This is a genomic window from Oceanispirochaeta sp. M1 (genome assembly GCF_003346715.1).
Taxonomy (GTDB): Bacteria; Spirochaetota; Spirochaetia; order DSM-2461; family DSM-2461; genus Oceanispirochaeta.
This window is the reverse complement of sequence record NZ_QQPQ01000003.1, coordinates 109734-124712: the sequence shown is the minus strand read 5'-3', so window position 1 is coordinate 124712 and position 14979 is coordinate 109734. Positions and strand designations below refer to the sequence as shown.

At 44.4% G+C, this 14979-nt stretch carries 13 protein-coding genes; 6 read left to right on the top strand and 7 right to left on the bottom strand.

Features of this window, described 5'->3' with window-relative positions; translation table 11 throughout:
* Nucleotides 1–68 precede the first annotated feature (68 nt).
* From ilvB to DV872_RS02725, 3 genes are all read left to right on the top strand, one after another.
* The gene (gene ilvB / locus DV872_RS02735; protein WP_114628313.1) at nucleotides 69–1784 is read left to right on the top strand and encodes a biosynthetic-type acetolactate synthase large subunit; all 1716 of its coding nucleotides are present in this window, start codon (nucleotides 69–71) and stop codon (nucleotides 1782–1784) included.
* Entirely contained in the window at nucleotides 1784–2290 is a 507-nt protein-coding gene (gene ilvN / locus DV872_RS02730) for an acetolactate synthase small subunit (protein ID WP_114628312.1), read from the top strand. Before ilvB ends, ilvN begins: the two co-directional genes overlap by 1 nt.
* A gap of 142 nt (nucleotides 2291–2432) precedes the next feature.
* A complete protein-coding gene (locus DV872_RS02725; RefSeq protein ID WP_114628311.1) occupies nucleotides 2433–3446 on the top strand; it encodes a hypothetical protein in 1014 nt (337 codons plus the stop codon).
* Here the strand turns inward: DV872_RS02725 and ylqF are convergent.
* The gene (ylqF, locus tag DV872_RS02720) at nucleotides 3427–4329 is read right to left on the bottom strand and encodes a ribosome biogenesis GTPase YlqF (RefSeq protein WP_114628310.1); all 903 of its coding nucleotides are present in this window, start codon (nucleotides 4327–4329) and stop codon (nucleotides 3427–3429) included. The genes DV872_RS02725 and ylqF overlap by 20 nt on opposite strands.
* Before the next feature lie 80 nt (nucleotides 4330–4409).
* Here ylqF and DV872_RS02715 point away from each other — a divergent pair, with 80 nt between their 5' ends.
* Nucleotides 4410–5381 (top strand): bifunctional oligoribonuclease/PAP phosphatase NrnA, encoded by a 972-nt coding sequence (locus DV872_RS02715; protein ID WP_114628309.1) that lies wholly within the window; start codon nucleotides 4410–4412, stop codon nucleotides 5379–5381.
* Here the strand turns inward: DV872_RS02715 and DV872_RS02710 are convergent.
* From DV872_RS02710 to DV872_RS02700, 3 genes are read right to left on the bottom strand one after another with little or no spacing between them, the layout of a single operon-like run.
* Nucleotides 5374–7320, bottom strand: coding sequence for a hypothetical protein (locus DV872_RS02710; protein WP_114628308.1), 1947 nt, complete (start codon nucleotides 7318–7320; stop codon nucleotides 5374–5376). The two genes, DV872_RS02715 and DV872_RS02710, sit on opposite strands and share 8 nt — an antisense overlap.
* A 14-nt stretch (nucleotides 7321–7334) precedes the next feature.
* Entirely contained in the window at nucleotides 7335–8129 is a 795-nt protein-coding gene (locus tag DV872_RS02705) for an MBL fold metallo-hydrolase (protein WP_158546799.1), read from the bottom strand.
* Nucleotides 8119–8454, bottom strand: coding sequence for an arsenate reductase family protein (locus DV872_RS02700; protein WP_114628306.1), 336 nt, complete (start codon nucleotides 8452–8454; stop codon nucleotides 8119–8121). The genes DV872_RS02705 and DV872_RS02700 overlap by 11 nt, the downstream gene beginning before the upstream one ends.
* A 130-nt stretch (nucleotides 8455–8584) precedes the next feature.
* Between DV872_RS02700 and DV872_RS02695 the strand changes: the two genes are divergently transcribed.
* Nucleotides 8585–9646: a glycoside hydrolase family 18 protein gene (locus DV872_RS02695; RefSeq protein ID WP_114628305.1), complete on the top strand. Its 1062-nt coding sequence runs from the start codon at nucleotides 8585–8587 to the stop codon at nucleotides 9644–9646.
* Between the two features lie 2 nt (nucleotides 9647–9648).
* On the opposite strand, the gene DV872_RS02690 is transcribed toward DV872_RS02695, so the two are convergent.
* Nucleotides 9649–11007, bottom strand: a complete 1359-nt coding sequence (locus DV872_RS02690) for a hypothetical protein (RefSeq protein WP_114628304.1) — start codon at nucleotides 11005–11007, stop codon at nucleotides 9649–9651.
* Between the two features lie 62 nt (nucleotides 11008–11069).
* A complete protein-coding gene (locus tag DV872_RS02685; protein ID WP_147283088.1) occupies nucleotides 11070–12035 on the bottom strand; it encodes an alpha/beta fold hydrolase in 966 nt (321 codons plus the stop codon).
* 240 nt (nucleotides 12036–12275) lie between these two features.
* On the opposite strand from DV872_RS02685, the gene DV872_RS02680 reads away from it, so the two are divergent.
* The gene (locus DV872_RS02680; protein ID WP_114628302.1) at nucleotides 12276–13610 is read left to right on the top strand and encodes an acetate kinase; all 1335 of its coding nucleotides are present in this window, start codon (nucleotides 12276–12278) and stop codon (nucleotides 13608–13610) included.
* Between the two features lie 148 nt (nucleotides 13611–13758).
* On the opposite strand, the gene DV872_RS02675 is transcribed toward DV872_RS02680, so the two are convergent.
* A complete protein-coding gene (locus DV872_RS02675; RefSeq protein WP_114628301.1) occupies nucleotides 13759–14973 on the bottom strand; it encodes a TIGR00300 family protein in 1215 nt (404 codons plus the stop codon).
* Nucleotides 14974–14979 lie beyond the last annotated feature (6 nt).

The window sequence follows — 14979 nt, the reverse complement described above, 5'->3', positions numbered from 1 at the left end:
ATTCATATATGTTGACCCCCCAAAAGATATAAACTATTATAGATGAATCCTAAATTTCAGGAGGCATTATGAACAAAAAACAATGTACTGCCGCTGCCAAGTTAATAGAAATATTAAAAAATCAGGGTGTAGAGTGTATCTTCGGACTTCCCGGAGGGAGCGCTATTCCCATATTTGATGCTTTGGCACAGTCCGATATGAAACTGGTTCTCACCAGACATGAACAGGGCGCTACTCATATGGCAGATGGATATGCACGATCAAGCGGAAAAGTCGGCGTGGCACTTGTAACCTCAGGTCCCGGCGCAACCAATACTCTCACAGGCATTATGACTGCCATGATGGATTCAGTTCCTCTGGTAGTTTTATGCGGTCAGCAACTGACTACAAACCTTGGTCTGGACACTTTTCAGGAAGCTGATGTTTCCGGGATGTCCTACCCCATAGTCAAGCATTCCTTTCTGGTAAAAGACCCGGAAGAACTTCCTTCAATAATCAATCAGGCCTTCCATATCGCCGGTACCGGCCGTCCCGGTCCGGTAATAGTTGATCTGCCCAAAGATGTAACCAGTGCTTATATCGATGAAGACACATCGGGTGAATTTTCACTGCCGGGTTACAGCATAAGAAAAGAGGGAGATCCCAAGGCCATCAAAGAAGCAGCCGATATGATCTCTTCTGCCGAAAAACCCATTCTTTTGATAGGTCATGGTGCTGTGATTTCCGGAGCCTCCAGAGAAGTGAAGGCCATAGTGGAAAAAATGCAGATACCTGTCTGTAATACACTCCTTGGAAAGGGATGTTTTCCTGAAAGTCATGATCTGAACCTGGGAATGCCGGGGATGCATGGAACAGCCTATGCCAATATGGCGCTCTGTGAGAGTGATCTGATTATATCTGTTGGATCCCGCTGGGATGACAGGATTGCAGGTTCTCCAAGTGATTTCCTTCCTCAGGCAAAAAAAATTCATATTGACATCGATCCCGTTGAGATCAATAAAACTGTTAAGGTAGATTGCGCCATAATCGGTGATGCCAAATCAGTTCTGGATTCCCTCTACGGATATCTGGAAAAGGGAAATACTCAGCGCTGGGTAAAACTGATCCGCAGATTGAAAAGAGAATATCCTCTTAAATATAAAAAAGAGGGCAAACTCAGAGCTCAGCATGTTATTGAAGAGATGTCCCGACTCACTAAGGGTGAAGCCATTGTCACAACAGACGTCGGTCAGCATCAGATGTGGGCCGCACAGTTCTTTAAAACAGAGCACAGCCGTCACTTTCTTTCATCCGGTGGTGCCGGAACAATGGGATTCGGTTTTCCTGCAGCTATCGGAGCTCAGTTGGCTAATCCGGGAAAAACTGTTGTTGCAGTTGTAGGCGACGGAGGATTCCAGATGACCCTCCCTGAACTTTCCACCGCAGTTAATGAAAAACTTCCCATCAAGATTCTTCTGATCAATAATAATTATCTCGGTATGGTAAGACAATGGCAGCATATGTTTTACGACAACCGTCTCTCTGGAGTTGATCTTGTCGGCAACCCTGACTTCATCAAGTTGGCAAGTGCCTATGGATGTAAGGGCTTCAGAGTTAAGAGAAGCGCAGATGTCCGAAAGGTTCTGAATGCAGCTCTTGAATACAATGACGGCCCCTGCATCATTGATGCAGAAGTTGAAAAATATGACAATGTATTCCCCATGGTTCCCTCGGGAGCAGGTCTTGATAAAATGCTGCTCAGCATGCCGCGCAAGAAACTTGAAAAACCTAAGGGAGGAACCTGATGGACGATTCTCAGAAAAAACACAACATCAGCCTTTATGTAGAAAACAAACCCGGTGTGACCATCCGGATCGCTCTTGTTTTCGCCAGAAGAGGCTACAATCTTGAGAGTTTCGTAGGTTCTCCCGCACAGGACCCACGTTATTCAAGAATCAATATAGAAGCCACCGGTGACAGCAAGACCCTCCACCTTATGCTGGAGCAGCTGAACCGTCTGGTCGATGTAATTCATGCAAGGGAATATACTGATGAAGACGTCATTCAGAAAGAACTGGCTCTGATAAAGGTACGCTGTGATAATGAGTCCCGTACTGAAATTCTGCAGATATCCAGTGCATTTAAATGCCGGAATGTTGATATAAGTGATACAACAATGACTTTTCAGGTAACAGGCAGATCCACAAAGATCGATGCAGTGAGAAAAATGCTTGATAAGTTCGGAGTACTCGAAGTAGTTCGAACCGGTAAGGTTCTTATAGCTCGGGGAGAGGAAGAAACTTCCTGGTAAGCCCATACTTTATTAAATCAGATCAGCCGGCAGTTTTACTGCCGGTATTTTTTTGCACTTAACCCTTGATAAGGGGAATAAACCTTCCGATCATATAGTGAAGCCCTGTGTAAACAGGAGCTTCAGCATGGGAGGTTATTGAATGCTTAAAAAAATGTTAATCCTGCTGATTGCCCTTATTCCTTTTACAGTTACTGCACAGGATGCAGCAGAAGCCCTGACGGGTTCCATAACACTATATGACAGCCACAGCTACCAGCCTTTTCTGGTGAACAGTGACGGCGGATGGATGGAAATAAGACAGATCTATAAAGAGGATTTTAATTCCATACAGCCGCCACTCCCCGGTACAGTGAGAAAGTGGCGTGTTAAAACAAGCTATATCGATGAATCCGCACAGATAGGCCAGAGTACACTGCAGGTTAAACTTGGACAGTTCGAGTCTCAGGATGCTGTATTCACCCTCCCCTGGACAGAAAAAGCCTCCCGCTGGCAGGAAAAAGACAGCAACTGGTTTATCCCTTTCAGCGGTAATGGCATGATTATGGACGGTAATGCCACCCTCTCTGTCAGACTTATTGCACCACCCCGAAGTTCGGCTCCCGGCAAGATATACAGAATTGAACTGGAAGCATGGGATTTCCCCTCTGAAGGAAATGATACAGAGACCGATACTCCCCGGCTTCAGATGGCTTTCTCCTCACCTGTAGAGCTGATGGTTCCCATGGATGGATTAAAAGAGATACAAAACACCAGAAGTGAAGCAAGGGATTTCGCCCTAGATTTCATTGAAAATAATATTGACGGCAATCTGCCGGCTTTCTACAAATCACTCTCCGACAATCTGAAGGTTCTTGAAAGCGGATTCAGTCAGAGCCGTTACAGAATTGCACCTCCCGCTACGGATCTGAGCCGCTTTACTCTGGCTGATTACAAGAGGAACTATCACTATCATATCTACAACTATGATGAATACGCAGAACTGTTCCCCCAGTGGTTTGAAGACGGAAGGCGATGGTCTCCCGACAGAAACTGTTACCTCTTCCTGGGAACAGAAGTTCTTCCGGGTATGAATGACTTCATGAAAGGTGAGAATTTAGTATTTATGCTGAAATCAGAAGAGGGAAAGTGGAAGATTATTGCTCTTCCCGAGTAAACTCCCAGCCTCTGGAGGGATCTTTTGAGTCCTCCAGGCTGATTCTACCAATGATACCGTCCCGCAGCTCCTTGATAAGGAGACGGGCGGCTCTTTCTTTGTCAGCCTCTCCACCGCTAACCAGAAGACCTCTGTTCCTGGCAATCTGCTCAAGAATGATGTGAGCATCAGAGACCTGAAGATCCCCGTTGCTCATCTTTTCACCTTTATCATCAACAAGCTTGAAACGACTGGAGACAATTTCAGGGTATATAGAATTCAAATATCTAAGAGCACTGACTGCGATTTCATCGATTAGAAGCACTGCATCCTTAATGGACCCCAGAGTGGCCAGTTTCAATCCAACCAGCTGATCATCAAACTTGTGCCAAAGGATTCCAGGTGTATCCAGAATTTGTATCTCCTGGGAAATAGGAACGCGCTGCATATCCTTTGTGACTCCCGGCTTATTGGCGGCTGCGGCCTTTTTCTTACCGGCCAGAGTATTTATGACGGTGGATTTACCCACATTCGGGATACCTACAATCATTGCCCTGACAGGTCTTCTATTGACCCATTTCTTCCCTTTACATAGACCTTTGCACTCTTTGGGAATTGATTTGAGGGATCTCTTATTACGGGAATTAACGGCTATAGCCTTAATACTGTTCCCTTCTGAAAGTTTCCTTATCCAGGCGTCGGTGACGACGGGATCAGCCAGATCTGCTTTATTAAGCAGAATCAGTCTCGGTTTTCCCTGCGTCAGTTCTCCCAGGAGGGGATTCCTTGATGCCAGAGGCGCACGGGCGTCGAGAATTTCAATAACCATATCCACTTTCTTCAGATTTTCACGAATAAGTTTTTTTGTCCTGGTCATATGACCGGGAAACCATTGAATGGACATAGTTAATCTCCTGTATTATGATTCTATTGTAACTATAAACAGTTACGGAATCCTGTACGATCATAAACCAAGCGGGATAATTGTACTATCAGGAGAAGCTTATCTTTTCGAAAAATCTAATTACATATCTTAATAAAGAGAGCGGAAGACTTTTCATACAGACACACAACTTTCCTGATCCTGATGCTGTAGCCTCAGCCTTCGGCCTGAAGGGACTTCTTGACAGTCAGGATATTCATGCGGAAATAATCTATGACGGAGAACTGCAGAGAGATGCACTGATCAAGATGATTGCCCAGCTTCACATCCCTATCTATCACTGGAAACAGTATGAGCTGATTGATTCCGACCGCATTATCATAGTGGACGGCTGTAAGGGGAATTCCAATGTGGAGGATCTGACCGGAAAGGAAATAGCTGTTATCGATCATCATAAAAGCCTGACCACAGAGGATGTGGAACTGATAGATATCCGTCCTGAATACGGCTCATGCTCCACAATAATATGTGAGTACTACCAGGAACTCGGAGTGATACCATCAAGAGAGGCTGCTTCGGCCATGCATATAGGGCTTGCCAGAGACACTGATCTCTATACCCGGGGTATGACAGAGATGGATCTCAAGGCTTTAACTTTTCTTTTTCCATACTCAGATTTGGATCTTGTAAACTTGATCCTGAGAAATAATATTCAACTCAGTGATCTGGACTTTTATAGAAAAGTACTTGAGAGTCTTATGGTTTACAAGGGATTGGCTGTCTGTTATCTCCCGGAAGGATGCCCTCAGAACCTGATGGGAATACTGGGGGACTTCATACTCTCTCTTCAAGAGATCAATTTTGCTGCCCTCTTTGCCAATAACAGTGATGCCGTCTCAGTATCATTCAGAAATAACCGGGGCGATAAGGACGCATCCCGTATTATGAAGAGCTTCACTACAGGCATAGGCCGCGGGGGCGGACATAAAGAGATGGCAGGCGGTATTATCGAAAAACAGGAATCTCCCGATCCGGAAATCTGGTTTGAGAAACTGAAAGAGCTGCTTAACTGATCCGGCAGCTTAAAAGCCGTTCTTTTACAGCGGCTGCAGTCTGCTTCCCGCTTGCATCATTCTTCTTAATCCCCTCTTCCAGTCTATCCAGGGCATCGTAATAGAGATTCCATGCTCTCTTCTCGAACTCCCATCTTTTTCTGATACTGTCGCTGTTCTCCTCTTCTGATATAAAGGGAGAGAGCTGCAGCTCCGCCATCGCAAGAAGTGAATCGGCCTCTTCAGGTGATTCAAGAACTTTAAGAATAAGACGTAAAAATACACGGGTGATGGGTGCTGTTGAAATAAAACATCCCGTAAAAGGGTCAAGTTCCTCTTTCACTGCCGAACAGGAACCTTGTAGAAACTCTGCATAATAACTGAAATAGAGAATACGAAGAAGATCAGCAACCCAGGTACCCTGTTTTGCAGCAGCAATAGCCTCACCGGCAAAGGCGTCCTTATCATGACGCATAATCAGGCCCGGTTCATGAACATAGCGCATCAGCCCCCCCTCCTCATCGAAGAGGACAGAGAGGAGATACCCCTGATCTTCGGCACGCCCGATAAAAGTTGGAGTAAAGGGTCTTTTCTTTCTGAGTACTGAACAGAGTATACCGTTGGTGCCTCCTGTTACATGTACTCTGCTGAGACAGGTATTTTTTCCATCGGGCATTCCTGGAGAACTGTAGTCTGTCATCATTTCAGCCAGAGTGGAGACTGCCATAGGTAGCTGTTTATGAAAGATTTGTGTCTCCCCTTTTAATTGAAGATCTGCGGGAGGTAGAGGCACATCAGGAGTAAAAAGGGATTTTGCAATATCCTTTTCATTGACCAGAGCACCGGCAATCATCCCCAATACCACATCTCTTCCCGAAGAATCTTTTCCCCGGGCTCCCCAGAGTTCTGACATAAAGTGTTCAAATGCTGTTTTTCCTGTCTGTGCTTTGAGTTCCTTCTGGGGAAATACCTGATCAAGATCAATCTTGAATGTCCCTTTTATACCGGGATCTACTGCAATAGACCAGAGAGGAATAATTGCCTTGAGAAAACTGTAATGCCTTCCATAGCGGCCGTCTACACCAAAAACCTGGGCAATATCAGCAGCTGTATCTTCAGGGCTGCTCCCCGCTGTCAGAAGCGCAGCCAGAAGAGCTGACAATGCTTCCGTATCTTCTTCGGTAAATATGTATATTTCCAGATCATCAAGTCCGGGATAACCCTCCAGTTCAGAAGCCAGATACTCCTGAGCCAGGGCTTTAAGGCCGTTATGTGTTACCGAAAGAGAGAGCAGAACTGTCATCTTACTGTCAGCGGCTGCATTTCCGGCGTTTTTTTCATAAGCAAAAGTATCGGCCAGGCCCTTTAGACCGTAAACCATCTCATTTGCCTCTGTCTCCACTCCCATAAGAATGGGGTGATCAAACCAGTATTTCTGTTCTTCATTTTCAACACTCTCAACACGCTTCAGCATGGAAGGAGTCAGTCTTTTTTTATAATTATCAGGAGGAAGGGTAAGCAGAACATTGGCTGTAAAAATCATCTGGGATGCCGGATCGGTTATTGCATCGGGATTCAGGGACTCAACAGAGACAGTCCTCTTTGCCCGCAATGATTTAATCTGCTCTTCTGGAGTATCACCACCGAAACGGGCCTCCGGAAAGAAAAGTTCTAGAAGATTCTCACTGCCACTATCTGATTGTGAGGCAAATTTGAGTGCGGCACCAACGAAATCAGAAGCATTAGCGCTTTTAAGTTCCCCGACTACTGCCTGGGCAGCCTTTGCCATAAATGAAGAATTGGATGGATCATCACTATTTCCTGATTGAAGAATACGAAGAAAACTCTCTATCTGTTTTATGGAAGATTCAGAAAGACTGCTTCTCTCTCCATCCATAAATGCTTTTACTTCAGGAAGGGTCTCCCATGATTTTGTCCAGAATTGGTTCAGTGATTCCATAAATGCTCCTTATACTAGGCACTCCGAATCAGCTTATCCTGACTCAGACAGTCATTCCTCTGACAGATCCCATAGGGAATGGAACCACTGTAGATGCGCCCGACTTCTTCTTTTACTTTTTCAACAGTATTATTTTTTTCTGATAAATGACAGAGAAATATTTTTTTCAGTCTTGGATTATCAGCATCTGACAGTTTAGACATAAAAACAGCGGCATCCAGATTTGAGAGATGTCCTTTATTCGAAAGTATCCTTTTTTTAAGGAATTCAGGATAGGGACCGTTATGCAGCATCTCCGGAGAATAGTTGGATTCAAGAAAGAGGTAATCTGACTTCGCTGCCAGATCAGCCATCTCCTGAGAGATGACACCCGTATCTGTAATGAGAGTGAATACCTGACCACCCAATGAAAAATGAAACCCGATGGAACTGTGAGCATCATGGGAGGTTTCAAAACAGCGGAATTCAAGACCTTTAAAGGAATAATCTTTACCCGGAAGGATATCAAGCCGCTGAAGTCCCTGTTTTTTACAATGTTTTTCAAGGGGCATACCCCCATGGGTGACAACCGGAACATTCAAGGCATGTGACAGGGCCTCAACACCCTTAAAATGGTCACTGTGGTGATGAGTCAGAAATATAAAAGATATTCCCGACTCCTCAAAATCCAGCTGCTTCATACGCCTGCGGAATTCTGTAAGGGTATATCCATTATCGATAAGAATTGAAAATCCATTATGTTCAAAGATAAAGCCGTTGGCAGCAGATCCGCTGCCCAATATGGCAAATCTGGTTTTATCAGCCTTCAATCCATTTCTTCCATGTTTCCGGATCATAACCGATGCTGACTTTTCCGTCACAACGGATAACAGGAGTCCTGATCAGTTCAGGGTGGGCAGGAATCTCCTCCATAGGATCAAAATCCATATAGGCAAATTTCTGTTTGTACAGCTTTGATCCACTGTCAATCAGATCATCTACGGAAACCCTGGCAAGTATATTTCTAAGCTCACCCGGGCTGATGCCTTTTTCAGCAAGATCCAGTTTCTGAAACTTAAAACCCCTCTCTTTAAAAAAACGTTCGGCTTTCCTGGTGCTCTGACATTTTTTAATGCCGATAATCTGAATATTCAACGGGTTCTCCTGACTGTGAATGTGCCTGCAAGTATGGGAAAAATTGAGGGTTTTGTAAATCGGGAAGAACGGCTTTACCTGAAAAGAATGGACGTACTATAATGCATCCGAATGCGGAGGAATATTATTAATGAAGTATCTCAAGGGCCTTATTCTTACACTTATACTGTTTACTGCTGTATCTGCGGTTGCATCTGATAATTCTTCCATAACTGACAGCCCCAGAATGAAGGCCTATCTGCCCTCCTATAGGATGCATCAGTTTTTTAATCATGATCTTAATGAAAATACAGCCTGGTACAGCATGCATCCCTATGCACAGAGTCCGGATGCCTCCTATACACGGGGCCTCCCCCCTTCTTATGATTATTCAAGAGGTGAAAAGATTCTGACCCATTATGATGAGATCCTCTATTTCTCCATGGATATGGAGGGATTTCCAAATGAACTTCTAAATAGCAGTCAGGAAGGCGATCTTCGTTACCTGCAGCGCATTCTCAAGAATTCAGATACTAAGCTGTCTCTGTGTATCAGCGGATCTTCCAGTGAATTTATCCCTGTCCTGCGGGATGAAATCAAAAAGGATTATCTCTACAAAGAACTGAAGAGAATGATTAAGGATTATTCTATTTCCGGCCTGGACCTGGACTGGGAGTTCCCGAGAAATGAACTTGAAAAGGAATTCTATCTTGAATTTCTAAAAGAGCTGAGGACACTATGTGATGAACAGGAAACCAAACTGACTATTGCTGTCAGCCGCTTCCGTTCTCTTATCCCCGAAACCTACAGCCTGCCTGATGAAATTCATCTGATGAGCTATGATTTTTATGGTCGCCACAGTACGGCAGAAAGTACTCGGGAAGCCCTGGAGTATATGGCGGCCCGCTACGACATTCCCTATGAAAAATTGCTGATGGGGATTCCTTTTTACGGCAGAATTTTTGACGGCTACTCGCCTGATTACTGGAAAAAAGCACAATCCTACAGAGAGATAGTCTTTCAGAATGAAGTACTGCCCCAGGATGATGAAGCTGACGGCTACTACTTCAACGGGATGGACACTGTAAGGAAAAAGGCTGAAATGGGTGTAAACCTCGGAATCAACGGTTTTTTTGTATGGGAGATCGGCCAGGATTCATTCGGCAGAGATTCTCTTACTGCCGTACTGAACAAAACCCTGCGTCCTGAATAATATCAGTTTTTCTTCCATTCCACTGCAATCGAAAGATTGAGAGACTCAGGATCATAATAGGCTGCATCAGGCAGTTCAAACAAATATCCACCAGAGACCTTGAAACGGAAAGCTCCCAGAGAAAATGATTCCTCCATCCCGGGTGAAATGCTCAGAACGCCTGGTTCAGCCTTGAAGGAACATCGAAATCGGCTGTATCGTCCGCTCCGGGGAGCCCTCTTCAGCTCAGCAGAGACTTTCCATTCCTGAATCCTCTCCCTGTCATGGGTTATTGATGCCTCCCCTCTGGTGCTCCACACTCTTCCATTCCACCCTGTCCTGATCCTGTAAAAATGATTTATTTCAGAAGACTTGTCCGGCGGCAGAAGCTTATATTCAATGAGAAAGGGACAGGAAGAAAACAGCATCTCTCCTCTGCACTGAAGTCCATGAATCGGAAGATTTCCTTCCTGATAATCAGTAGCCGTAAACCATTTGAACAGAGTCTGAAGCCCATTATTCAGTTTCATGGTATATACATTCTCCCAGTAAAACTGAGAGTCAGCCCTTTCAAGCTTATTGTTCAACCAGCCGGGACTGTTGTACCAGAATCGACTGTTGAAATCCCAGAATTCACCGTAGTAAGTGAAAACCGGGAGTATTGAACAGCCTGGAACCCTCATGGATGCTGCTGAGACAGCTGCTGAGATTCTGTAGGTAGTTCTTGCTCTTTCTGTAATGAACTCTGTGACCGAGTGGTACAGAGGACTGTTCTGTCCTTTTCCTGAATCCCCAAACCACTCTTCATGACTGGAATCTTCGGGTTCCGGGTCAGGCAGTACAAGGGATACCCCCGTATTCACTTCCGTATAATTTCCAGGTTTAAATTTTACCCATAGGGCTGACTGTATACTGTCTTCCCCACTGAGCATCATAACACCGCCTCTACCGGGAAGCAGATATGCCGCAGCGGGATTCTCAAGAGCATTCTTAGAACTTCTATCCGGGTTCAGGCCCGGTGCATCTTTCAGAGAAGCAGAGCTGACAAGAGAATCCATAGAGATAAACTTCCACATCCCTGCCGCCTGGAAGGAGCCGAACAGGAGCCTTTCTGTTTCGAGGATAAAACGGGAGGGGAGAAACTCTCCCTCCCTGCTGCATAGCAGCCTTATCTCGGCAAGAGCCGCGTTGTCTTCAACTCTGTAGAATAGAGAGATCCCCTCCTGCAGATTAAGATCGGTTCTTACGATCTGCTCGGAGTAGAGAGAACCTGGCAGCATCAAGAGCAGCAATACAAACACAAGCATATATATGATAGCTGTCCACTGTGCCTGGTACTTCAAAGGAAGATAAAAAAAGAGGCTGCCTCCATTTGGTGACAACCTCTAGCTCCTTTTTACTATGAGTATCTGATTAGGATACTCATAATCTCCTTTTATTTACCTTATGGGCCCGTTATCCGGGCCGCCAACCAATCATATATTTCTTCAAAGACCTTATCCCGGTCCAACTCGTTCAGGCATTCGTGTCTTAAATCATCTTTAAGTATCAGTGTCAGATCTTCAACACCGGCCTTTCTGTAGGAATCAGCAACAGTTTTCACGCCTTTTCCCTGCTCTCCGCCCACGGGATCAGATTTCCCTGAATACAAAAGAAGGGGAAGCTTCGAATCTGTTGCTTTAAAACAGTCGGGGTGATTAATAATCTGAAGACCTTTAAACAGATCTGCATACATGCCGCTTTTACTGATAAAACCGCAATATGGATCTTCAACATACTTCTGAACTTCTTTACTATCCCTTGACAGCCATTCAAAACCGGTCTGGTTTTCCTGAGCAAAAGGTTTGTTATAGGCACCAAAGCTCATTGTATCAAGCATTTTGCTTCTATGTTTCCGTCCCTTCAGAGATGATTCTATTTTTGCCATAGTACCGGCAATTGTCAGCAATGCTGAAGGATGCGAACCTGTTCCTGAAAGAACTGCTCCAGCCAGTTCAGAACCATAGAGGCTCAGATAGTGGCGTGTCAGGAAAGAACCCATGGAGTGACCGAAAAAGAATACAGGAACGCTTTTCTGTTCTTTTGAGGCCAAAAGGTAGAGAGAACGTATATCTCCAATTACTTTTATCCAGCCCTGTTCATCAGCAAAATATCCGGTATTCTCTTCACTGCCCGCAGTTAAGCCATGACCTCTATGATCTTCACCGTATACAGCAAAACCCTTTGAAACCAGATAGGATGCAAAACGTGAGTAACGTTCAATATGCTCAGCCATACCATGGTTTATGATGATAAGAGCTTTTGTGTCGTTTTTGGGTGGTAGCCACTTCAGGGCATGGATTGTTTCATTTCCTTCACCCTTAAATGTGAAGGCTTCTGCTTCTGTCAATTCGGGATATTCTTCTGTCACAGCGATATTATACACTTGTTTCCGCCAATGAACAAACTTTTTTTTCAATGTATTTTTTCAGTGCTGCAAACGTTTTAAAAGATTTATTTAGATAATTTTATACTGTTTTGGAGATAGTTTTTCTGTTGTCTATTGCATTTTCCATTCCTACAGGTACAATTATATAAAAATTCAATTTTAACCTTGAAAAGGTATTATCTATATCAGTATCAAGATGTTTAAACAGTTCTGGAGGAAAATATGGTTATTTTAACACTGAATTGCGGAAGTTCTTCCGCAAAATTTCAGGTATATGACTGGGAAAAGAAAGAAGTCCTGGGTGTAGGAATGGTCGAGAGAATCGGTGAAAGTCTCTCAAACATAGAGCACAGCCCCCTGGGAAAACCCGAATTCGAAGAGAAAAAAGCATGTCCCACACATAAAGAAGCCGTAGAGTGGATTATCAGTACCATTCTTGACAAAGATGCCGGATGTATCAGCGATATGTCTGAAATTAAAGCTGTAGGTCACAGAGTCGTTCACGGCGGAGAAGCTTTTAAAAAATCAGTGATTGTTGATGAATCAGTACTGAAGGCTTTCGAAGAGCTTAACCATCTTGCTCCCCTTCACAATCCGGCAAATATTCTTGGTATCAGAGGAGCTATGCTGGCTCTTCCCAATGTTCCTCATTGTGCAATTATGGATACAGCATGGCATCAGACCATGCCTTCCCTCTCCTTTATGTACGCCCTTCCTTATGACTGGTATGAAAAAAACAATGTCCGACGTTATGGATTTCACGGAACGTCCTACCTTTATACAGCCAAGAGAGCTGCCGTTCTCATGGGTAAAAAAGCTTCTGAAACCAATGTAATCATTGCCCATATCGGAAACGGTGCATCCATGTGTGCCGTTAAAGACGGTAAGGGATATGATACATCCATGGGTATGACTCCTCTGGAAGGTCTCATGATGGGAACAAGAAGCGGTGACATCGATCCTGCCATCGTTACCTATATGATGAACGAAAAAGGGATGGATACAAAAGAGATGGACGCCACTCTTAACAAGAAGAGCGGTGTACTGGGAATTACAAAAGAATTTGTAGACAGAAGAGATGTTCAGGCCGGAGTAGATAAAGGTGATATCATCTGTACCCTGGCTCAGGATATGGAAGCCTACAGAATCAAGAAATACATAGGTTCCTACTATGCAGCCATCGGCCGTGTTGATGCAATTGTGTTCACAGCCGGTGTGGGAGAGATGAACCCCAGCTACAGAGCGAAATCTCTCATGGGCCTTGAAAACATGGGAATCATAATTGATGAGAAAAAGAACCTTGCGTCTATTTCCAGAAACTGTGAAACCTGTATTTCAGCAGATAATTCTCCTGTAAAGGTTTTTGTAATTCCCACAGATGAAGAACTTGTCATGACTGAAGACACTTTTGCACTCATGAACGGAAGCTACGATGTACATGAAAACTATACATACTACTTCCAGAGCAAAGAGTATAAGAACAAGGCAAGAGAAAGAGCTCTTCCCGGTAATATCAAAAAGAATCCTGCACTGAAAGATGTTATTGTCGAAGCATAAATCTAAGTAGGAACGGCGGCCGAAACTGAATCAATGGATTCAATAAGGCCGCTGATTTTAGATATGCAAATAAAAAAGCAGAGCCCGGGGATTTTCCTGAATGCTCTGCTTTTTTTTATGTCCGGTTACAGTCACCGACTGAATTGATTTAAAAATCCAGTCCCAGTCTCCCTGCAAGAGCAATAAGAAAAAGGCCCACATCACTTACAATGCCCACTGCCTGGCCTGTTCCTCTGTCTGCCAGCTTTGTAACAACCGCAGGATTAATATCAATACATACAGTCTTGACCCAGGAAGGTGTCATATTGCCGGTACCGATGGAATGAAGCATTGAGCTGAGCATCAGAATCATATCCGTATCCTTGATGATTTCTGAATACTGTGCCTGAGCCTCAATCATGTCATTCACAGTCTCAGGAAGAGGACCGTCATCCCGAATGGAACCAGCAAGACAATAGGGAATATCGGACTTGATTACCTGATACATAAGACCGTCATTCAGATCTCCGGCATCAATGGCCTCTTTGATTGAGCCGTAGCCATTGATTCTGTTGATCGCCCTCATATGGTGATTATGACCACCATGTGTGGGCTTGCCGCTCTTCATGTCAACACCCAGAGATGTTCCGTAATAATAGGTCTCCAGGTCATGAACAGCAACAGCATTCCCGCCGAGGAATCCCTGTAGATATCCTTCTCGGATAAGGGCTGCCAGAGCCGGCGCACCCCCTGTATGTATGACAACAGGACCGCAGACAACAACTGTCTTGCCGCCCTTTGATTTTATATGCTTTAACTCTGCAGCAATGGTATCAACGGCAACATCATAGCTGCGCTCGGAAGAGACCTCATTAGTCATAAAGGCAAAGCCGTCATCCTTCTTTTCTGCTGCAGGGGGATAAACACGGATAGATTCACTTCCACAGAGTATGGCATCCCCTTTCTTGATATCCCTGATTTTTGTACAGATATAACGACTCTCTTTTTTAACAATCACAGCATCCATTCTCTGCTGAGAGACCTTATTCCAGGAATTGTCCTCATAAACTTCAGTACGGTGATTTGTGGAGGAGTAGAATCCCTCGGGAGCATGGGCATCCTTGTTGGAAATTTCAAAATGAGCATTCACGGCACCCTTTTCATAGGCTCCGATAGCTGTCAGCTTGGGTAGTATCTGATCCAGTGATTCAGTATCTTCTCCGAAAATTTTGATTTCGACCCGGGATGTCTCATTAACTATTTTTCCGATGTCAATTTTTTCTATCCGGTAGTCCAAATTTTCATCTGTTATCAGGTTCAGCATATCAGAAAGAATACCTGAATCAATCAGATGTCCCTCTGAGATAATTGTAATGTCTTTCATTAAATT

Excerpts from the sequence above, each read along its gene's own strand:
- DV872_RS02725 (WP_114628311.1), top strand. The coding sequence starts at position 2,433 with ATGCTTAAAAAAATGTTAATCCTGCTGATTGCCCTTATTCCTTTTACA.
- ilvN (WP_114628312.1), top strand. The coding sequence starts at position 1,784 with ATGGACGATTCTCAGAAAAAACACAACATCAGCCTTTATGTAGAAAAC.
- ilvB (WP_114628313.1), top strand. The coding sequence starts at position 69 with ATGAACAAAAAACAATGTACTGCCGCTGCCAAGTTAATAGAAATATTA.
- DV872_RS02710 (WP_114628308.1), bottom strand. The coding sequence starts at position 7,320 with ATGGAATCACTGAACCAATTCTGGACAAAATCATGGGAGACCCTTCCT.
- DV872_RS02680 (WP_114628302.1), top strand. The coding sequence starts at position 12,276 with ATGGTTATTTTAACACTGAATTGCGGAAGTTCTTCCGCAAAATTTCAG.
- ylqF (WP_114628310.1), bottom strand. The coding sequence starts at position 4,329 with ATGTCCATTCAATGGTTTCCCGGTCATATGACCAGGACAAAAAAACTT.
- DV872_RS02695 (WP_114628305.1), top strand. The coding sequence starts at position 8,585 with ATGAAGTATCTCAAGGGCCTTATTCTTACACTTATACTGTTTACTGCT.
- DV872_RS02675 (WP_114628301.1), bottom strand. The coding sequence starts at position 14,973 with ATGAAAGACATTACAATTATCTCAGAGGGACATCTGATTGATTCAGGT.